Here is a 17,576-nt window from a genome sequence, read left to right as displayed (position 1 = left end):
CAGCAGGCGTTTGCCGTGTTCGAGCTGCTCAGCGATCTGCGGGCTCGCATCTGGATGCGTTACGGCGTCGAGTTGCACGAGCTGATCCGTCAACAGCGATCGCCTCCGAACGTCGGCGACGTTGACGATATCGCGGACCCGTTCTGAAACGACGTCAACCAGCGGCCGGCATCGGCCGCCGTTCGTTGTTGAGCGATTTACTCGACCTGCGCCGCCGTTTAGTGTCGGATTTGCACAGCCGTCAACAGCATGACAACTCCTCGGAGCATTCCCTCATGCCTGCCTCTACCCCGATTGCCCGCAGCAAGACGGCTGCGCTCGCGCGCGTGCTCGACGTTATCCCAAAGGGCTACTACCGATACACGCAGGGCACTGTGTCCGCGAGCAAAGCGGAATCGCTGGCCCGCAAATTTCACCTGCGATATGGCATCGGCTGCACTCCAGCGCAACGCGTGACGAAGCGAAAGCGCGGGCTGGCCAATGCGCTGCTTGTGATGTTCTGGCCAGAAGGGTGTCTCCAGGTTCAGTGGCTGATGCTCGCGACGGATGGGGATGGCATGGATGGCGAGAGGCTGCTCAGCATCGCAGAGAAGCCGCGCGCGGTGTGGCTCGGATACGAGCTAGTGCGGCGGCCGGAACGTGGCCGAACTGCATGGACCTGGCGTCGTACGTCGAGCGAAATGGCAGAGCATCATGCGCTCATCGCCGAATTCAGCAACAAGCGCTACGCCAATTCGTTGGGCGCGCTGCTTCAGCGTCTCGCCAATCAGCCTGGTTTTCACGGCGTTCGCGAACAATCGAAACGACTTTTCGACGAGGTTCGCAGGTGTGGTTACGCCGGTGACCTTCCTAGCTTGTACTACGTTCAAAAGGTAGCGCACGGGGAACGACTGCGCTTGGTGTAGCAGCTTAGCCACGGCGGCAGCGGACTTCCGCTTGGGAGGTCCTTGCACCGCTGCACGTATCGACCTGCGACTCGTGGGACGCGTTGCGCGACGCATCCGGCCCTCGCGACTGCCGCAATCATCCGTCTGACAAAAATGGGGATACAATCCGACGTTCCGAAACCGGCGTGCGTGTTGCGTCGGTCACGCAAAATTACTTCACTTTTAAGTTAACATGGCGTACCATCTCCGGACGTTGACGCGCCGGTCTATTGGGATATCGAAGCCGGACCCGGCGGTGGGCGTAGGTGCGCGGAAGCTGGTCGCATGGTGCACGGAGAATGATGCCGAAAAATGTCAGCTGCTCGGACAGATTGCGGAGTTGGAGCTTCTTCCCCGGAAAGCTGCCGTCCTTGCTATTGACAAGTTGATTCAAGTTGCCGCGTCGGGATTGCCGGTGGCGGAATTTTATGATGAAAAGTCATGCCACAAGACGCATTCATTCGACTATAAGGGCAAAACGCGAGATATCTGGCGCGTAAGAAAGAGCGACGTCCGAGTCACCTTTTTTTACGGGCACGACAAGCTCATCGTCCTGACTCACGCATTTGCCAAGTACAAGGACAAGCTGACTCGAGCTCAGGAACGAGAGCTCGAGGACGCGGTTAAAGCCTTCATTGATGCGGAAACCGCGCAGCAGTTACTTTATGTCGAGGAACCAAAATGAGTTCACGTGAATCGACCAGCAGCAAGGCAAGCAACCTTGCTGCTCTCCTGGCTGAGGCCGCCCAATCTGACGATTTCGACTTCGAGTTGAAGGCGCAGGAAGTTGCTGTGAACCTTGCCTCGCTTATGCTGCACGCAGGTTTGAGCAGGGCGGCCTTGGCGCGGCAACTGAACTGGAAGCCCGCGCGTTTGAGCAAAGTGCTGGGTGGCGAAGAAAACCTCACTCTACGAACGCTTTACCTTATATACAAGGCTCTTGGATACACGTTTGACGTTGTGCCACGCGCCGAAGATGAGCTGGCGCCCATGCAACCGTGGCAGCGCTTCTCATTTGACAATGAGCATGTACAAACGGCTGACATCAAACTTGAAGAAAAGCCGAGGGTTCCTTCGGTCGGGAGCCGACCCGAGGACGCGTGGCCAGAGTGGCTTTCGCGAAGCCAAGAGAAATACTCGCAGCGCGTTGATTTGATTGCTGCAAACATGGATTTTTACGATGCAGCGCTCGCCTCTTGACCTGCGGCACTACCACTTCAACAGATTCGAACTACAAGTTCGTGGCGACAGGCGTGGTCCCCAGACCTCATCGAATTCAGGGCAATATCCGAGTTTTGATGAGGTCGACTACTCAGCCAACGTACAGGTCTCGGCCCCGCCTGACCAGACATCCCCGTTTCAATTCGCGTTGAAACTTGCTCTCGTTTGCCAACCGAAGTCCCCTGAAACGCAATTCCCGTACACGTTCAATGTTGAAGCGGAGGGCTTCTTTCAGGTTCAGGCTGAGGACGAAGACAAAGGGAGAAAATTGCTGCTCGCAAACGGGACGGCAGTGCTGTACGGTGCGATTCGTGAGCAACTACTGACATTCTCCAGTCGGTTCTCGCAAGGGCCGATGTTGCTTCCGACTGTCAACTTCCTTAATCTGCTCCCGAAAACGAAAGCGGAAGAGACTGTCCCGCCGCTGGCTACGTCAAAGCGCAAGCGTAAGAAATCCACAGAAGGCTAGTGAGTGGCGGTATGACTTAAGCGGTCGTCGTCATGTCGCTAGGTCGTCTATTTGGAGCGCCACCTACGGCCAACCCCAAGACGTCAGCTATTCGACGTTGAGTCTGCTGACGGCTGCGATGTTATACAGCGTTGAGCGTGACACACCGAACTGGCGGCTGATTTCGGCGACCGACATGTCTCGGTTCTTCATCATCGCCAAGGCGGCTTTGCGCTGCTTAGCATCTAGGGCGGGTGGCCTGCCACCATGGCGGCCACGGGCGCGAGCTGCCTCAAGGCCTGCAAGGGTTCGCTCGCGGATGAGTCCGCGCTCGAACTCAGCTAGGGCTGCGAACATGTGGAAGACGAGCTTCCCGGTAGGGCCAGCCGTGTCAATTGACTCCTTCACCGACCTGAGCTTCACGCCACGCTCGTCGAGTTCGCCGACGATGCGGATAAGGTCTTGGAGATTCCGGCCCAGCCGGTCCAGTCGCCAGACCACAAGCGTGTCGCCCTCACGCAGTGCCTTCAAGCAGTGCACGAGTTCTGGCCGGTCAGCCGTCTTGCCACTCGCCTTGTCTTCATAGAGCGTAGTCGCGCCCGCTGCTGTCAGCGCATCGCGCTGAAGGTCGATGGTTTGGTCGACAGTGCTCACCCGAGCGTATCCAATAATCGTCACGTCGCACCCTTTTCCAGTCGCTGATTGCTAAAGAGAATCTTGAGCATCTGGAGGGGTATAGAGCGACGCACAGACCATGACGACGAGCACTGTCGCAAAATTCGTCGTTTTCGTGAGCTTCATGAGAGCGCCGGGAAGTCGCATCCGCGTAACGTTAGGTCCGCACCCGTAACGGCCCTCTTGATACGTATCAAGAAGGCCGGTTCGTCAGGGCGGCGAGGATTGTCGATATCCACTGTTCAATTCGCGCGGGTAGCTCATGAATAGGTCTTGATACGTATCAAGACCAAGTCGCTACGACGAAGACCACAAGCGTCAGGGACGCCCCCTTGATACGTATCAAGAAAGCTATCGCGCAGCGGGGGCGATGCGCCAGCAACCGGTCCCTAGTAGGACACATTTGACCGAGGCGCGACGCGAGCAGATTTTCGCGCGGCGGGCAGCGCACCCCGACGGGCGCCGGCGCCTGAGACGGCGACCGCGGCACGACGCAAAAAGTGTCGTCAAAGAACACATTCAACCCGGCGCCGGCTCGTGTCCTTTAAGGACACGCTCGAACCGGTACCGAAACACGGGGGAATGTCTACGAGAAAGTGTCCGACTCGGACACTTTTGAAAATTCGAGGGTGCGCCGCGTTGGCTTCACCGACGCCCGTGCGGGTGGGTAAGGACACGCCCCGAGCAGTTCCATCGCATGTCGCAGCAAAGCGTCGACGGGAAGGAGTTCGAACCCGAACACCTCTGTATTACGATGAGGGGCTCAGCCTGCTGCCTTGCTTCGCGGCTTGCTGGCTCGCTGACGAGGTTTCGCCTGCCGGGTCATCATCTCAGGTTGATGGTCGGCACAGGGGCGATGGTGTCCAGCCACGTCTCGCGACCTAGTACCCGAAGGACCACGATGAGCGTGTGGAGGGACGACCCGTTGCCGCACTCCAGATTTCGAAGCGCCCGTACGCTGATGCCTGCTCGTTTAGAGACTGTGACCTGGTCCAGGTTTCGATTCACCCGGAGTCTTTTCAGTCGCTCTCCGACCAGGTACTCCATTTCCTCTGGCGGCAGAAATCGCGGTGTTCGCCCCAGCGTCTGCATTTGCCCTCGTCAGTCCGTGTGGATGGTCGCTCAATAACCGGCAGTATTGCGCCGATAAAGCGATTTTTTGCCCTTAACCGGCACTACTTTTCCTTTTACTGTATGTCTGAACATGCACCTTCATAAATAGCTCCTACGGGCGGCCGTCGGCGAGGGTGAAAAACAGTTGCGACCGAGTCCGGAGGTATTCCCATCCCATTGCGGTGGGGTCCTTACGCCGAATGAGGAAGCGAACACTGATGTCCTTCGAGCCGGGTTCGTCGGGTGCCGTTTCGCACTCTATCTCCACGTCTGACCGCTCATTGATTTCGCGTATCGCGGGCTCCAGGACCTTCCGAAGGAAGTAATCAGTTCGTGCGGTCCTGGCCCGTGACGCTCCCGGCCAAGCGCGAACAACGTCCAATGGAATCCACTCGATGGAACCGTGACCTTGGCGCTCTCGCTCAGAAAGGTTGAGGTACAGCGAGCGCGCGTATTTCGACGATAAATCCGGTTGGAACTCGAAAGGCAGCGTGCCGGGCGATTCTTGCGAGCGGAGATAGCGCAGCAGGTCAGTCCACACTTCGACACGAAATCGACTCTCGTCCGCTGTCGTTCCCACGGACTGCACGAACTGTGTTGCCATCCAGACTTCCGAACTGGGTCGCGGTGCGCGGGATGCACGAGTCTCTTCGAACGTTACTTGGTGTGCGTTCCTCAGCATCCGTTGCAGATGGTCGACGTCTCCGCTGTCGACACCCATCAGCCATGCGAAAAGCGTCCGGTCGATTTCATGCGATGCGTAGCGGCTCCCCGTATCGGTTACATCCACCAACGCGAGGTTTGAGTAAGCGGTAAAGTAAATGACGCTCAGGACTTGCGCTGAAACCCAAGTTAGATTGCGCACTTCTTGGCGCACCTGCATCCCGCTGGCTGCCCGATGCGCTTGGGCATTCCAAAGGCTGATATCTTTTGACATTAAGGGTACCTTCGAACTCAGTTGTCGGCGTCTGCGGCAAACCGTTGTGCGACATCATTCACAAGCGCTGCTCTCCCACTCGCTAGTGCTTCGAGCGCGTTCACGTCACCGAGCGTCTCCCGCGGAGATGTGAAAAAAAGCCACTTCACCCAGCCCGGCAACGAGCCGAGTAGTTCGGATATGCGCTCGAGTACCTGGAGGTCGACTCCTGAATTTACGAAAAACGCGGGGTAATAGTCCTTTCCGTCCACATCGACGGTAAAGAATCTCTTGCTATGCGTCGCATCGCCCAATTCCTGCGGCGACATTGACAGCGCAGTCTGAAGGTCGGCGGAAGTGAGTAGCAGGCCCCCAGCGAGAATCTTGCGGTGGTTCTCTTGGACTTCCACTTGAATGTCGGTGTCGGACACATCATCGTCGGGAAAGCGTTCCTCAGGCGGCAGGTCACCTTCAACCTCGTACGAACTGGACTGTTCGCCATCCTTTGTGCCAGTCGGCTCTGGACAGCGTAAGTCGTCGCCATGGACATCGACCAACCATTCCCCAATGCGGTGCTGGACGGTCGCGTCACCAATACCCTTCTTTGGGTCGAGCAGCACCAAGTGTTCGGTCAGGTCGAGGAAGTCTGTACGGAGGTCGAATGCTCCGTAGACGGAGTCGTCGATGGTCAGCCAGTTCTTCAGCCGCTTCTGGAACACATAGGACCGAATGATGTAGGTGCGGTCGATGCCGCTTTTGATGTACCCGAAACGAGCCTTGATGCCCGCGGTCGTACCGACGACACGTTTGGCCAGCGCCGTCGGCAAAAAGGAAACCACCCGTTCAAGGGAGAGCTTTTGCAGCCACCGCGTCGTAAGGACGATTTCCACGTCAGGGTAAGGCTCCAGCATGCTCGCGAGCAGTGGCGCATATTCGAACGCTGGCTCGCCAGAATCGAGCGACACGTTGCCGTGCTCGTCGAGCAGGCCGCGTCCCCTGTGCAGGGTGCCGTCGTAGTCGACGAAGAGTGTCGGTGTGGGCTGGTCCAGCACGAGCGCCGGCGGCTTGCTCTCATTCGTCACGCTTTTCTTCCCCGGCTTGGTTCAGGATATTCGAGTCCGGTGATGTTCTGCCTGACGCAGGGTCCGAGAGAATCTCGCGTGTGCGTCCGATGGTCCAAGTTACCTCGGCATCGGAAAACTCCCATATTCCGCTGCGAGTTTTCTTGAGGAGTCCTGCCTCAACTTTGGACAGTGTTGTTTGCAAGGACCAGGCGTTTTCCGCCATTTTCCTGGCCGTGTACGTTACGAGCTGTTGAGCGAGGTCCTCGCACACGATGTACCTCTCATAGACCTCGGCATCCATAGGTTCTGCGTGGTAAGTATCACCGGACTTGCGCAGCAGGAGTTTGGGCTGCGCGCCAGACACAGCGCCTTGCGCGGACGCTCGCGGAAAGTTGTCTGGGACACACTGCCGGTTCATGAAGGCACCACAAGTCACAGGGAAAGACCACGCTATCAATGGCGTTCGGCGAGCGTCAACAAGAAGTCGACGGTCGCTTGCGAACTGCAAATTCCGCGGTATACCAAGTGTTGCTTTTTTGCCAACGACGAAGGATGCGGGGTGCTGGAAGTCGTCGTCTGCGTTTAGTGCCTGGGTCTACATCAGTGTCAGTGATGGCTTGATGATGACTGCTTTGACGCGGACCAGGGCTGGCAGGGTGGCGGTGCGACGAAGGCCGTCTGCCCCGCACGAGCGTGTTGAAGGTGGGGCGGCTGCTCTTCCTCGCCGCCTCGCTATCGCTCGGAACGGGCGCGACCGCGTCGCCACTGCCGTGACCGTCGCCGCAGCTCATTCTTGGAGGTGAGACGAGTTTGGGCGCCACGATTGTCGGCCGCATAGCCACAGGTCCCCGCCCCCCAATCGGGGTAAATGACCTGCGCCAGCTTCGTGCACATCGCAGCACGGGCGCCGGCTGACCAGGATACGTACATGACCGCTACACACCTATACTCCGACGGACTTACGGCGGAGGTCGGCATATCGACGCGGGCAACTGCGGCGGGCAATATCGCTGAGCCTCGGGTGCGACAGGCCGCCCGTCCTGGTAAGCAAAATCCACCATGCGCGAAGGTCTGCATAGCCGCCGCAGGCAGCAGAATTCTTCGCACGGGAGATGGCGAGCGAAGCGAGCTGATTTAGCTTTGAAATACCATTGCTTAGTAATTTTCTAAAGATGTATTGCCCGCCCTCACTCCCCGAAAAGTGCGCGTAGTAGCGCTGAGTATTCCAGCTTCTCGGTTCCACAGGTCCCTCGCCGGTAGCCACAGGTCCCCTTTCTGCCAGCCGCAGGTCCCCATTGTTCCAATCATGGGTCATCTCCCGACGTATACTTGCTGCCGTCCGACGGGCGGCCATGTAATTCTGACAGGAACGACAATGACCGCGACGCCGAACAACACGCTGGCAGCATGGCACAAGCTGCAACTCCCCCACGGCCTGGGGACGAACTTCGTTACCGCGCAGACGCTCGCGCGAAGCGCAATCTTTAGCACCCTGACTTACGGACCGAAAGCCCGGCGTCCACAATATCTCTCGAAGACGCAACTGGCGACGACTGACACGAGCGGCATAAAGGTCTTTCAGACCGCCGGTCAAGGGCTCGACCAAGGCGACGCTGATGTCTTTTACGAACTGCTCAGGCGCGTCGTCAACAGTGGCCAAGAAAGGCATCGCGAAGCGCGCGTCTATTTCAATCGCGGCGAAGTCATCAAAGCGCTCGGACGAACTCCCGGCGGAAACACCAGAAAGCTGCTCGACGATTCGCTTGACCGTCTTTTTCACGCGGAATTCGAGTTCTCGGTCCCTGGCCTTTTCGTCGGCAAATCCAGGCTGATTCTTAAGATGCTCGGCCCTGAATGCGAGTCGGAAACGGAGCACGACTATGACGTTCTGCTCGATGTCGAACTGGCGAGGCTTTTCGATGGCGGGCAATGGACGCTGCTGCGCCGGTCTGTCATGCAATCCCTCAAGGGCAATCCGCTCGCAAAAGGCCTGTACGCGTATTACTCGACGCATCTGTCTCCCTATCCCATGTTGCCCGGAACGCTTCGCGACCTGATGGGGCGAAAGGGCATGCAATTGAGCAAGTTCGTCGCCGTACTGCGACCTGCGCTGGCTGAGGTCAAGAAGGCCACCGGCTGGGCTAAATGTGAACTGGAGCTGACCGAGAAAAACGCAGGCAAAGTCGTCGTCGAGAGAAACAAGAAAAACAAGAAAGAAGCGAAAGACACGGCGCCCGCGTCAGCAGCGAAGACCGAAGTACCGGAGCCTGTTGCAGAGACCGTGGCGTCCGACGACCCATACGGAGATATTTAGGTCTGACGGGCAACGAGTAATATCACCGAGCGCGAAGCACTTTTTTGGGCGGGAGCGCGAGGTTCTCGTTGACCCGTTCCGCAGAACGGTCAGCAACGGAACCGCGGTGAAGCGCACGGCGTTGTTCTCAATCCTTGCAATTCTTTCTTATATGATAATTACTATTATCATATAAGATTTTTTGAGACTTATAAGTCGGTATTGGCCAATTAAGTGAATGCGCTGAAGGTTTCGGTAGTCTCGAAGCTGTGGGGCGCTGCGCATCTTTTTCTCCCATGCGATTACCGATTCACCGGCGCCGATGCAGGTCAGTCTTTTGATTCGGCATCGCATTCTCGGCCGTACGTCTGCGTCTGCGTACAAATGCGCCACGGTCAAGCGACTGCACTGTAGCTAAAGTCTGACTTGCGATATGCCGATATGCCGAGAATGTGTAAACCAACATTTTGCGGCAAGAAATGAAATGCATTTTGGGTAATCGACTTTCTGGATTGATATCAGGACTGTTGCCGAAGTCCGTGTTTGCGTTGCGGCGGCTGAAATCAGTAGCTTTCGAAACTCCGGCAATGATGAAGACGGCGCTCATGGCTGTAGCACAGTTGTGGCTCCCTTTGTCGATAGTCTCCGTTTGCCTGGCGGGTCTGTATCTCCCTGAGCAATCGGTCGCGCTTTGCCGCTCGCTGTCTGCAGCGTTGTCGGAAAGCGGCCAGAACAATCTTGGCAGCACGGGCTATACGGGCACGCTAGCCGAAATCTTCGACTGGCTCGGAGGAAGTGGGCTTGTCGTAGTTGTCATGTGGTTCTTTCTGCCGTTGGGGACGAGCGTTGAAGCGCGCTTTCACCGCGAAGCTGCAACTAGTGCCGTTGTCCAGATAGTCATCTTATCTCTAGTCGCGCACCTGCTTATCCTCGCCCCGCTTTTCCTTCACCCTTGGTTTAACCAGTGGAGTGCGTATACGTTCTTTAGCCTTCTGGCCATCTCGTACACGCTTGCGCGCTATTCGCTAGCAGGTCAGTGGTTGAAAATGGTATTTGCTTCGGTAACCTACTTGGTCATCGTAGTTTGCGTCGGGTACGGCTTCCCTCAGGTCGGTGTCGTCGTTGCGGTATTCGTACCCTTTGGATACCTCGCGAGGTTGCATGACGGGGCAGCTGTCGGTTGGCAACGCCGCTGGCCCTTCCGGGAGCCGCTAGTGCTCTTGGTTGGCACAATACCGGTCCTCTTCGGCTGTATTTGGCTTGATGCACTACTCGAACCAGACGTCTTGCTCAAGCACCGCACAACCGTTCACCCCGCTATTTTGGCCGTATGGTGGCTGATTCCGGCCGTGGTCACATCTGCGATGTTACGCATAAGGCTGCCGAAGCCGCGTATGTCGGCAATGGTGCTGGTGCTGCTCGCCGCGGCAGCGGTTGTGCTACATGGCGGGCTCAAATCACATGCTTCCGCTCTGACGACACTGTGTTTGACTACCACACTGGCTCTTGTGGCCGCGTTTATCCTGAGCCGCCCGAGGTCCAGTCTCGTCAGGACCGCACTGGTTACAGGTCTCGCCTTTTGTGCCTTGTGGTCAGCATCTCGGTTGAACCCGAGCATTGACCTCGAGCATGCTAATGCACAGCCTGGCCGCGCCGAATCGGGAGACGACAAGAGCTTCAGAACATTCTATGACGCTTGGCTTGCTGCTCGCGGCGAGACGGAGAACGATAACGGTCCAATCATCCTGGTGGCCGCAGCTGGAGGTGGTATCAGAGCCGCGGAGCACACAGCGCTCTCACTTGCCGCTGCGGACGATTACACAAGCGGAGTATTTGGGTCGCGGATTTTTGCTGTAAGCGGCGTGTCCGGCGGTTCCCTCGGCATTGCGTCGTGGCTAGCTGCACGCGATGCTAGCGTCTTGCCCGCAACTCAACCAATCTGCGCAAATCCCATGTATTTGCGTGGTGCATGGCGGCTTGCACACTTCTACGCACACGACTTTATCTCCCCGGTAGCCACGCGGATGTTGTCGTCAGACTTTCCTCTCGCCATATCACCGTGGCCAACAGGGCATAGCAGCCGTGACAGCGCGCTAGTCGATTCGTGGGCAACTGGTTGGGCCGCTGTTGCAAGGGAGTACGGGCGTGACGAGAACAGTTCCGTTCTGGTGCGTACTCTAGAAAGCCTCTCTGAGGACGCTGCTCACTTCCCCCTGACAGTATTCAATTCGACTGCTGCAGCAGACGGAAGGCGAGCAGTCTACAGCAGCGTAAGCATGGACTTTCCTGGTGCATGGACATTGGACGCGGCTACGCCGGTTGATGTGGCTACGCTTGACAGCGCAAGGTTTGCGCTTGTAAGTCCGGTGGGTTCAGCCTGTGCTAGGGGGAACGATTCGGAGAAAGCCAGTGCAGACCCATTGCAAAAGTGCCCGCCTGGATACCGACGCATTGCAGTTGCCGACGGCGGGTACGCTGACAATTCCGGGCTGGCTTCGGTCAACGACATTCTCGACAAGTTGCAGGTGTTTAGGCCGAACCTTGAAAACGTCTATGTCGTCTCGATAAGTAGCAACCCGACTCAGAACGTCGCTTTCAAAGAGGGCACTCGCTTCGACAATGGGCGCTTTCTGGCGGAAATGGTTGCGCCAGCGTATGTGATGGAAAGCGCGCGGGCCGGCCACACAACGGTTTTTTCGAATCTTGTCGCGAAGCGCGTTGGCGAGGCGCATTTCATGCGTTGGGAGATGCTGTCGGCAGAGTCGGTCGAGTATTGGCGAAAGCAGTATCTCAGGGCAACAGCTTCAGGTGGTAGCTTTGTCGAAAGAATGCAAAGCCGGTCGCATGCCATTGAGCAGCTTGACCTTGCACCGCTCGGTTGGACGCTAGACCCCTATTCGGCAGGAGCGGTGTTCTCGCAATCCGTTGGCCATTTTCGAATCTGGGATTTCCCCGTGTGCAAGCAGTACGGAGTCGGGCTTCAGGATATGTGTAACGTGCTGGCACCGTACGCGCAGTGGGGCTTCGGGGCTAGCAAGCCGGCCCAAGGGGCACCAGAAGCCACAGTGAAGGGGACGCGAGCTGCATCGGACCGGAACGAGCCTCGACAGATTTCCCGCAAGCTGGGCTAGGGTAGACGGTCGTGGCGGCTTTGCTGGTTACCTCGGAGGCCACGTTCGTATTCCATTGATAGGGGTGGTTTAATGAGGCGGGGCAGTTGCGCGTAATCATTCCGGACCGGTCTCAACTACCTATGCGCATATTCACAGATACTGAATTCACTGATTTTCGGGACTCGGAGCTAATCAGCATCGCACTCGTCGCCGAAAATGGCGCTGAGTGCTATGGCGAATCGAGCGACTTCGACCAGTCACTTTGTAGCGACTTTGTGAGCGATGTCGTGCTGTCCCAGCTCGGGATGCCAGCAGGGCGGTCGATGCCATATCTGGAGCTTCAGCGGGAGGTGCAGATGTGGCTCGGACGCATTTCGCGTCGAGACCAACCGGTTGTCTGCTATGACTTTGACTGCGACCTGAAATTGCTGGAGTGCTTGCTTGGTGGTGAGCTTCCTCCCGGATGGAAACTCGAGAACATCTGGAGTAAGCTCAGCTAGGGTAGACGAGTTTTTTGCCGAGCACGGCATCTGCATCACGCTTTGTGGGACGCTCGCGCGAATCGAACTGCGATGAACCCGAAAGCGTTCAATTAAGGCGCTGCTATCTGCGCGTCGAGGAGATGCGCGCGGGCACATCTTGTTCTTGTTTCGGTGGTCGAAGACAGTAGTCAATTTCGCAGCATTGACGTTTTGGGGGCAGCGAATGGGGCACGCTGAAAATCAACTGAGAAAAAGTCAGCGTATTTAATTTGCGTTTTTACAACAGTTCAGTGGCCCTCCGCGCAACAGAGCTCAGCCGATGGCTAGGCCCTTTTTCTTTGGTAAATCTGAATCGCTGTGCCAATTTCGCTGGATTCTTGCAGACGGTCTGGTCATGCTGAATATTCTTGCTAGACGAATAGGTCTGAATTGGAACGTGTCGCAAGTAAGCGCGGATGATGTATCTACTCGTCCCTACGAGGCACGCATATTAAATTTGATCGGGGTTAATAAGTCTCGAAAAATGATCGGAGTAAAGGTAACTCTAGGTTTTAGCGATAACGGATTGGCTACAATTAACCATATTCAATAATTGAACGGGTGATTTTACCCCTCCGTACTCCTTGCACAGATTTAGCCATGAACGAGAAAGATCAAGTGTTTTTTATTGAGCTTGGCGAACGTATTGCGAGGGCGCGAAGGGCGCGCGGCATGACCCAACAAGAATTAGCAGAGGCGCTCGGTATCGCACAGCAAACGCTAGCCCACTATGAAGTCGGGCGCTCGCGAGTGCCGGCATCGCTGTTGCCAGCTTTAGTGGAACGGTTGATGTCCTCTTTCGAAGAGTTGCTGTGCAGGCCAGTCGCGCGACGGCTCGGCAAAGGAAGTTCTATATCGCGCCTACAACGTCAGATCGCCGCAATCGAACAACTCCCCAAGCCCAAACAGCAGTTCGTCTCACAAATGTTGGACACCGTGCTCGCACAGGCACGGAAGTAGTAGGAGTCGCAATGCAGTAAACGAAGCGCGGGCCATGAGTGTTACCAGCACTCACGGCCCGCTAACCAAAACCAACTCAACGCAGGAGTTGACCATGGCTGACGCCAATCTTAATGCATCGCACGCACATCCCGAGCGCCGCGTAACCATCCAGCAGTCCTGGCGGTACCGCAGGTACAGTTCGCGCGCAAGAAATGACCCGCCGCTTTACCCTTGGCTTAAGCTTTCCGGCCGATGGCTCGAAGTCGCAGGCTTTGAAGCAGGCCAGCGCGTCCGAATCACGGTAGAAGACAAAAGGCTTGTGATCACCCCAGACTGATCCGCCCTTCAGAGCGAAGCCCGCACACAAAGAAGGCCACGAACCCGCGGGGTTCGTGGCCTTCACGCCTTCTAAGGCCGAACCGAAAATCTTTTTTGAAAGACTGCGCCCCTCTTTCTTTACTGCTTGATTTCGGCCTCGACGAGCTTCGCGAGCAACGCCAGCGACTCCTGCCATCCCAGATAACACGCCTCGACCGGAATGATCTCCGGTATGCCCTCCTGCACGACGGTCATCTCCGCGCCGAAAAACACTGCGCGCAGTTCCACCGTCGTCTGCATGGTGCCGGGCAGGTGCTCGTCCTCGAACACACCGGTGTACCGCAAACGCTCGTTCGGCACGAGTTCGAGATATTCGCCGCCGAACGAATGACCGTGGCCGGCCGTGAAATTCTTGAACGACATCCGGTAGCGGCCGCCGACTTTCGCGTCGAGTTCATGAACCGTGCAGGTGAAGCCGTTGGGCGGCAGCCATTTCACGACTGCGCTCGCGTCGAGAAAGGCCCGATAGATGCGCTCGGGCGGCGCGCGCAGCACACGATGCAGGCGGACGGTGTTCGATGCCATGTCTAAGCTCCCAGGGTGGTGGATCGCCCTGCAATAGTAGGCCACCCGCCCGGGACCCATCGCCTAAACTTCCCAATACCGAATCAATACCGCACACCCGGCCGCATACCCATCGGCCGGATAGCCCGCAGCCGCTAACCCAGCGGCACCCGGAGGTCACCATGAGCGCTCAACCGCTTGCGATGCATCAGGTCGACTACGAAGGCTTCGAGATTCACGTCAGCGCCACGCCAGCCCAGGAAGGCGCGAACCGCTACACCTACACGGCCTACGTTTGCCATCCCGGCGCGAATCCCGCGAAGCCGGGTCACACGGTCACGTATCACGCGGATGGCGACGAAACCTGGCGCAGCGAGGAGGACGCCACCGAGGAGGCGGTGCATGTGGGCCGCAGCATCATCGACGGCACGCACCCCGATCTTTCCGTGCTCTCGCTCGTCACCCACGGCTTCTAGGCCCCTCCGAGTGAGCCGCCTTCGCGCGCGGCCCGCGCTAAAAAAGCGGGCCGCATGTGTCGCGGGAGGGGAGGAGGAAAAAGGCCCGGACCGCAGTCCGGGCAAAGCCGCCGGATTTCCGGCGGCGGAGGTTTTCGTGGGCGTGCCGCTTATTTGTGCCGCGCGCGTTGCACGCGCGGCGCAGAAATGAACGGCGGGCCCGCTCTCTCCCAATCGGGAGAGCGGGCCCGCCAGGCGTTGCTCGCGTAGTGCGCCGGCACTACGTGTGAGCCGCGATTACTGGCCGAAGTAGGTCGGCTTGATGTTCGGTGCGCGGGTGCCGGTTTGGGCGCTGCCGTTCGTCGACGCGCCGTAGGCCGTGGCTTCTGCAGCGCCGTTCTGCTGGGCGACGCGCGCCTCGGCAGCCTGCAGGTCTTCCGGATAGTACGGGCTCGACAGGTTCGGTCGGTAGCCGGCCTTTTCCAGCTGGACCAGTTCGGCGCGAACTTGGGCGCGCGTCACGGGCGCTTGCTCGGCTTGTGCGAACGACAGGGCGGGAGCGGCGAGGACGGTAGCGGCGAGTGCAGCAGCGATCAGATTCTTCATGGTAACAACCTCCGAAAATTATGTTGTCGATCCGTAACAATCATGTTGTTCGAACCGTTGATAAGACTTTATTGCAGTGCACTTCAAAGAAAAATACCGCAGTACAGCAAACATCCTTACTGCAATTGCAATAATTCCAACGATCTTCGGGCGCTTCGGCCGGACCGGATGTGGTCCGGTGAGGCAAAATAGGCACCGAGGGCCGCGCGTTGGGACGGCTGCTTAGCCCGATCGCTTAATGCGAAACCCATTTCAAAGTTCAAGGAGAAACACCATGAAGAACTCTCTCGGCCGCCAGGCGCTAATCGCCGCCGCGCTCGCGGGTCTTGCGGCGGCCGGCGCGGGCGTGGCCCACGCGGACGACACCGTGAATTGCTACGGCGTCGCCAAGGCCGGCCAGAACGATTGTTCGAGCAAGACCGGCGTGCACGACTGCGCGGGCCAGGCGAAGGTCGATCACGACAAGGGCGACTTCAAGACCATGCCGAAGGGCACGTGCGAGAAGCTTGGCGGCATGCCGGAAAAATGAGCCTCGCGGCTGAGGCGGCGCGCAACGCGGGGAGCGCAAGATGAGCGCGCCGGTCGCACTCGGCGGCGTGGGCATTGGCCTGCGTCACGCGCACTTCGAGGCCTTCATGGCAGGGGCGCCTGCGGTCGACTGGATCGAGGTCCACAGCGAGAACTACTTCGGCGAAGGCGGATACGACCTGCACGTGCTCGAAACCGTGCGCCGCGATTTGCCGGTGAGCCTGCACGGCGTGGGGCTCGGGCTCGGCTCGGCTGCGCCGCTCGATACGGCGCATCTCGCGAGGCTCGCGCGGCTGGTGGCGCGCATCGACCCCGCAGTCGTCTCCGAGCATCTGTGCTGGGGCGCGAGCGCGCAAGGCGCGCTGCACGATCTGCTGCCGATGCCGCTCACGCAGTCCTCGCTCGATCACCTGAGCGCGCGCGTCTCGCAGATGCAGGACGGGCTGCGGCGTACCGTGCTGATCGAAAATGTTTCGACCTACGTACGATTTCGCGACGATAGCTACAGCGAGGCTGAATTCCTCGCCGCGCTCGCGCAGCGCACGGGCTGCGGCGTGCTGCTCGACGTGAACAATCTGTACGTGAATCAATGCAACCACAGTGAGGATGCACTGGCGGCCATGGCCGCGCTGCCGCCGCAGATCGTCGGCGAGATCCATCTGGCCGGGCATCGCGCGACGCCAGCCGCCGTGATCGACGATCACGGTTCGCGCGTCGCGCCGGCGGTCTGGTCGCTGTACGAGGCCGCGCTCGAGCGCTTTGGCGCGACGCCCACGCTCATCGAGTGGGACACGGCGGTGCCGGCGCTCGAGGTGCTGCTCGACGAGGCTCGTCTCGCGCGCGAACGCTTTGCGAAGCACGCGCATCACGTAACGGAGCTGCGCTCATGACGGTGCGCAACACGCTGGAAGAGACGCAACAAGCCTTCGCCACAGCGCTGGACGATCCCGCCGCCGATGCGGCGCTCACTCGCGAGCTGCTTCCCGACGATGCCGCGCTGCTGCACGCGCGCATGGGCCTGTATCGCGGCAATGGGCGCGCGGCGCGGCGGCTTGCGCTCGCGAACGCATATCCGGTGCTCGCGGCCCTGACCGGCGAGACGTGGTTCGATGCGCTCGCGCTAGCCTATGCGCGCGCGCATCCTTCGCGCGATGCCGATCTGAACCGCTTCGGCTCGCAGCTGCCCGAATTCATCGAGCGCTACGAGACCGATGCGCGTTATGCGTATTTCGGCGATGTCGCGCGGCTCGAATGGGCGCTGCACGCAGCCAGTTACGCAGCGAACGCCACGCCGCTCGACGCGCAGCAATGGCAAGCGCTCGGCGCGGAGCGTCTTGCGCAAGCGCGTCTCGCGGTGCATCCCGCCTGCGCCGCGCTCGCTTTACGCTTCGACGCCGTGGCGATCTGGCGGGCGCACCAGCCGGGCGGCGTCTGGCCTGGGCGTGTGGACGTGCCGTCGTGGGCGCTCGTGATCCGGCCGCAATGGCGGCCCACGGCGCTTGTGCACACGCGTGCCGCCCACGCGGCCTTCGTGGCGCTGCGCGACGGCGCCACGCTCGACGATGCGCTTGTACAATCCTTCGACATCGACCCGGCTTTCGACTTCGGCGGCCAGTGGCGAGCGTGGATCGAGGCGCGCGCCATCGTCGGCGTGCGCGACGATTGACCCAGCGGCATGACAATGCGCACACATAGTCGCACGTTAAAGCAGAGGAATCCAAACTATCAAAAACGCGCGACGCTCGAAATACACTATATTCAGGAGAATAGGGCGCAAAATGGAGCGCGCCGCAAACGTCGCCATCGACCGGACTTGCCCGCATAGCCACGCCTCGCGTGCCATGCGAGGATGAATGCACAGCAAGCGCCCGGC

20 protein-coding genes are annotated in these 17,576 nt (G+C 58.8%); 13 read left to right on the top strand and 7 right to left on the bottom strand.

The window, feature by feature from the left end; translation table 11 throughout:
- The first annotated feature begins 188 nt into the window (after positions 1 to 188).
- The 4 genes from M3I53_RS04385 (at position 189) to M3I53_RS04370 (ending at position 2,616) form a co-directional block, all read left to right on the top strand.
- Complete coding sequence (locus tag M3I53_RS04385) at positions 189 to 905, top strand: hypothetical protein (RefSeq protein ID WP_254314715.1); 717 nt, start codon at positions 189 to 191, stop codon at positions 903 to 905.
- Positions 906 to 1,119: 214 nt separating this feature from the next.
- Positions 1,120 to 1,611 carry a type II toxin-antitoxin system RelE/ParE family toxin gene (locus M3I53_RS04380; RefSeq protein WP_254314714.1) on the top strand — a complete coding sequence of 164 codons (492 nt, stop codon included), beginning with the start codon at positions 1,120 to 1,122 and terminating at the stop codon, positions 1,609 to 1,611.
- Positions 1,608 to 2,126: a helix-turn-helix domain-containing protein gene (locus tag M3I53_RS04375; protein ID WP_254314713.1), complete on the top strand. Its 519-nt coding sequence runs from the start codon at positions 1,608 to 1,610 to the stop codon at positions 2,124 to 2,126. The genes M3I53_RS04380 and M3I53_RS04375 overlap by 4 nt, the downstream gene beginning before the upstream one ends.
- On the top strand, positions 2,107 to 2,616 hold the full coding sequence (locus M3I53_RS04370) for a protein-export chaperone SecB (protein ID WP_254314712.1): 510 nt from the start codon (positions 2,107 to 2,109) through the stop codon (positions 2,614 to 2,616). The genes M3I53_RS04375 and M3I53_RS04370 overlap by 20 nt, the downstream gene beginning before the upstream one ends.
- Before the next feature lie 87 nt (positions 2,617 to 2,703).
- Here the strand turns inward: M3I53_RS04370 and M3I53_RS04365 are convergent, their stop codons facing one another.
- From M3I53_RS04365 to M3I53_RS04350, 5 genes are all read right to left on the bottom strand, one after another.
- Positions 2,704 to 3,273: a recombinase family protein gene (locus M3I53_RS04365; RefSeq protein ID WP_254314711.1), complete on the bottom strand. Its 570-nt coding sequence runs from the start codon at positions 3,271 to 3,273 to the stop codon at positions 2,704 to 2,706.
- Positions 3,274 to 4,095: 822 nt separating this feature from the next.
- Positions 4,096 to 4,317 (bottom strand): helix-turn-helix domain-containing protein, encoded by a 222-nt coding sequence (locus M3I53_RS38555; protein WP_375542465.1) that lies wholly within the window; start codon positions 4,315 to 4,317, stop codon positions 4,096 to 4,098.
- 178 nt (positions 4,318 to 4,495) lie between these two features.
- Positions 4,496 to 5,320, bottom strand: coding sequence for a replication initiation protein (locus M3I53_RS04360; RefSeq protein WP_254314710.1), 825 nt, complete (start codon positions 5,318 to 5,320; stop codon positions 4,496 to 4,498).
- 17 nt (positions 5,321 to 5,337) lie between these two features.
- Complete coding sequence (locus M3I53_RS04355; RefSeq protein ID WP_254314709.1) at positions 5,338 to 6,381, bottom strand: HAD domain-containing protein; 1,044 nt, start codon at positions 6,379 to 6,381, stop codon at positions 5,338 to 5,340.
- A complete protein-coding gene (locus M3I53_RS04350) occupies positions 6,371 to 6,664 on the bottom strand; it encodes a hypothetical protein (protein WP_254314708.1) in 294 nt (97 codons plus the stop codon). The genes M3I53_RS04355 and M3I53_RS04350 overlap by 11 nt, the downstream gene beginning before the upstream one ends.
- A gap of 1,074 nt (positions 6,665 to 7,738) precedes the next feature.
- Here M3I53_RS04350 and M3I53_RS04345 point away from each other — a divergent pair.
- The 5 genes from M3I53_RS04345 to M3I53_RS04325 all read left to right on the top strand — a co-directional run bounded on the left by M3I53_RS04345 (position 7,739) and on the right by M3I53_RS04325 (position 13,569).
- On the top strand, positions 7,739 to 8,677 hold the full coding sequence (locus M3I53_RS04345; protein WP_254314707.1) for a hypothetical protein: 939 nt from the start codon (positions 7,739 to 7,741) through the stop codon (positions 8,675 to 8,677).
- 458 nt (positions 8,678 to 9,135) lie between these two features.
- Entirely contained in the window at positions 9,136 to 11,787 is a 2,652-nt protein-coding gene (locus tag M3I53_RS04340) for a hypothetical protein (protein ID WP_254314706.1), read from the top strand.
- 86 nt (positions 11,788 to 11,873) lie between these two features.
- A complete protein-coding gene (locus M3I53_RS04335; protein ID WP_254314705.1) occupies positions 11,874 to 12,269 on the top strand; it encodes a hypothetical protein in 396 nt (131 codons plus the stop codon).
- Between the two features lie 621 nt (positions 12,270 to 12,890).
- Positions 12,891 to 13,250: a helix-turn-helix transcriptional regulator gene (locus M3I53_RS04330; protein WP_254314704.1), complete on the top strand. Its 360-nt coding sequence runs from the start codon at positions 12,891 to 12,893 to the stop codon at positions 13,248 to 13,250.
- Positions 13,251 to 13,344: 94 nt separating this feature from the next.
- Positions 13,345 to 13,569 carry a SymE family type I addiction module toxin gene (locus tag M3I53_RS04325; protein ID WP_254314703.1) on the top strand — a complete coding sequence of 75 codons (225 nt, stop codon included), beginning with the start codon at positions 13,345 to 13,347 and terminating at the stop codon, positions 13,567 to 13,569.
- 119 nt (positions 13,570 to 13,688) lie between these two features.
- Here M3I53_RS04325 and M3I53_RS04320 read toward each other — a convergent pair whose 3' ends face one another.
- On the bottom strand, positions 13,689 to 14,135 hold the full coding sequence (locus M3I53_RS04320; protein ID WP_254314702.1) for an SRPBCC family protein: 447 nt from the start codon (positions 14,133 to 14,135) through the stop codon (positions 13,689 to 13,691).
- 161 nt (positions 14,136 to 14,296) lie between these two features.
- On the opposite strand from M3I53_RS04320, the gene M3I53_RS04315 reads away from it, so the two are divergent.
- Complete coding sequence (locus M3I53_RS04315) at positions 14,297 to 14,590, top strand: hypothetical protein (RefSeq protein WP_254314701.1); 294 nt, start codon at positions 14,297 to 14,299, stop codon at positions 14,588 to 14,590.
- A 276-nt stretch (positions 14,591 to 14,866) separates the two neighbouring features.
- On the opposite strand, the gene M3I53_RS04310 is transcribed toward M3I53_RS04315, so the two are convergent.
- The gene (locus M3I53_RS04310; protein ID WP_069265178.1) at positions 14,867 to 15,175 is read right to left on the bottom strand and encodes a DUF4148 domain-containing protein; all 309 of its coding nucleotides are present in this window, start codon (positions 15,173 to 15,175) and stop codon (positions 14,867 to 14,869) included.
- A gap of 274 nt (positions 15,176 to 15,449) precedes the next feature.
- On the opposite strand from M3I53_RS04310, the gene M3I53_RS04305 reads away from it, so the two are divergent.
- From M3I53_RS04305 to M3I53_RS04295, 3 genes are read left to right on the top strand one after another with little or no spacing between them, the layout of a single operon-like run.
- Entirely contained in the window at positions 15,450 to 15,704 is a 255-nt protein-coding gene (locus M3I53_RS04305) for a DUF2282 domain-containing protein (protein ID WP_254314700.1), read from the top strand.
- Between the two features lie 40 nt (positions 15,705 to 15,744).
- On the top strand, positions 15,745 to 16,593 hold the full coding sequence (locus tag M3I53_RS04300) for a DUF692 family multinuclear iron-containing protein (protein ID WP_254314699.1): 849 nt from the start codon (positions 15,745 to 15,747) through the stop codon (positions 16,591 to 16,593).
- A complete protein-coding gene (locus tag M3I53_RS04295) occupies positions 16,590 to 17,369 on the top strand; it encodes a putative DNA-binding domain-containing protein (RefSeq protein WP_254314698.1) in 780 nt (259 codons plus the stop codon). Before M3I53_RS04300 ends, M3I53_RS04295 begins: the two co-directional genes overlap by 4 nt.
- Positions 17,370 to 17,576 lie beyond the last annotated feature (207 nt).

It is taken from the genome of Paraburkholderia sp. CNPSo 3272 (assembly GCF_024206495.1).
Lineage (GTDB): Bacteria > Pseudomonadota > Gammaproteobacteria > Burkholderiales > Burkholderiaceae > Paraburkholderia.
Note: the sequence above shows the minus strand (reverse complement) of the source record. Positions and strands in the feature narration are given on the sequence as shown.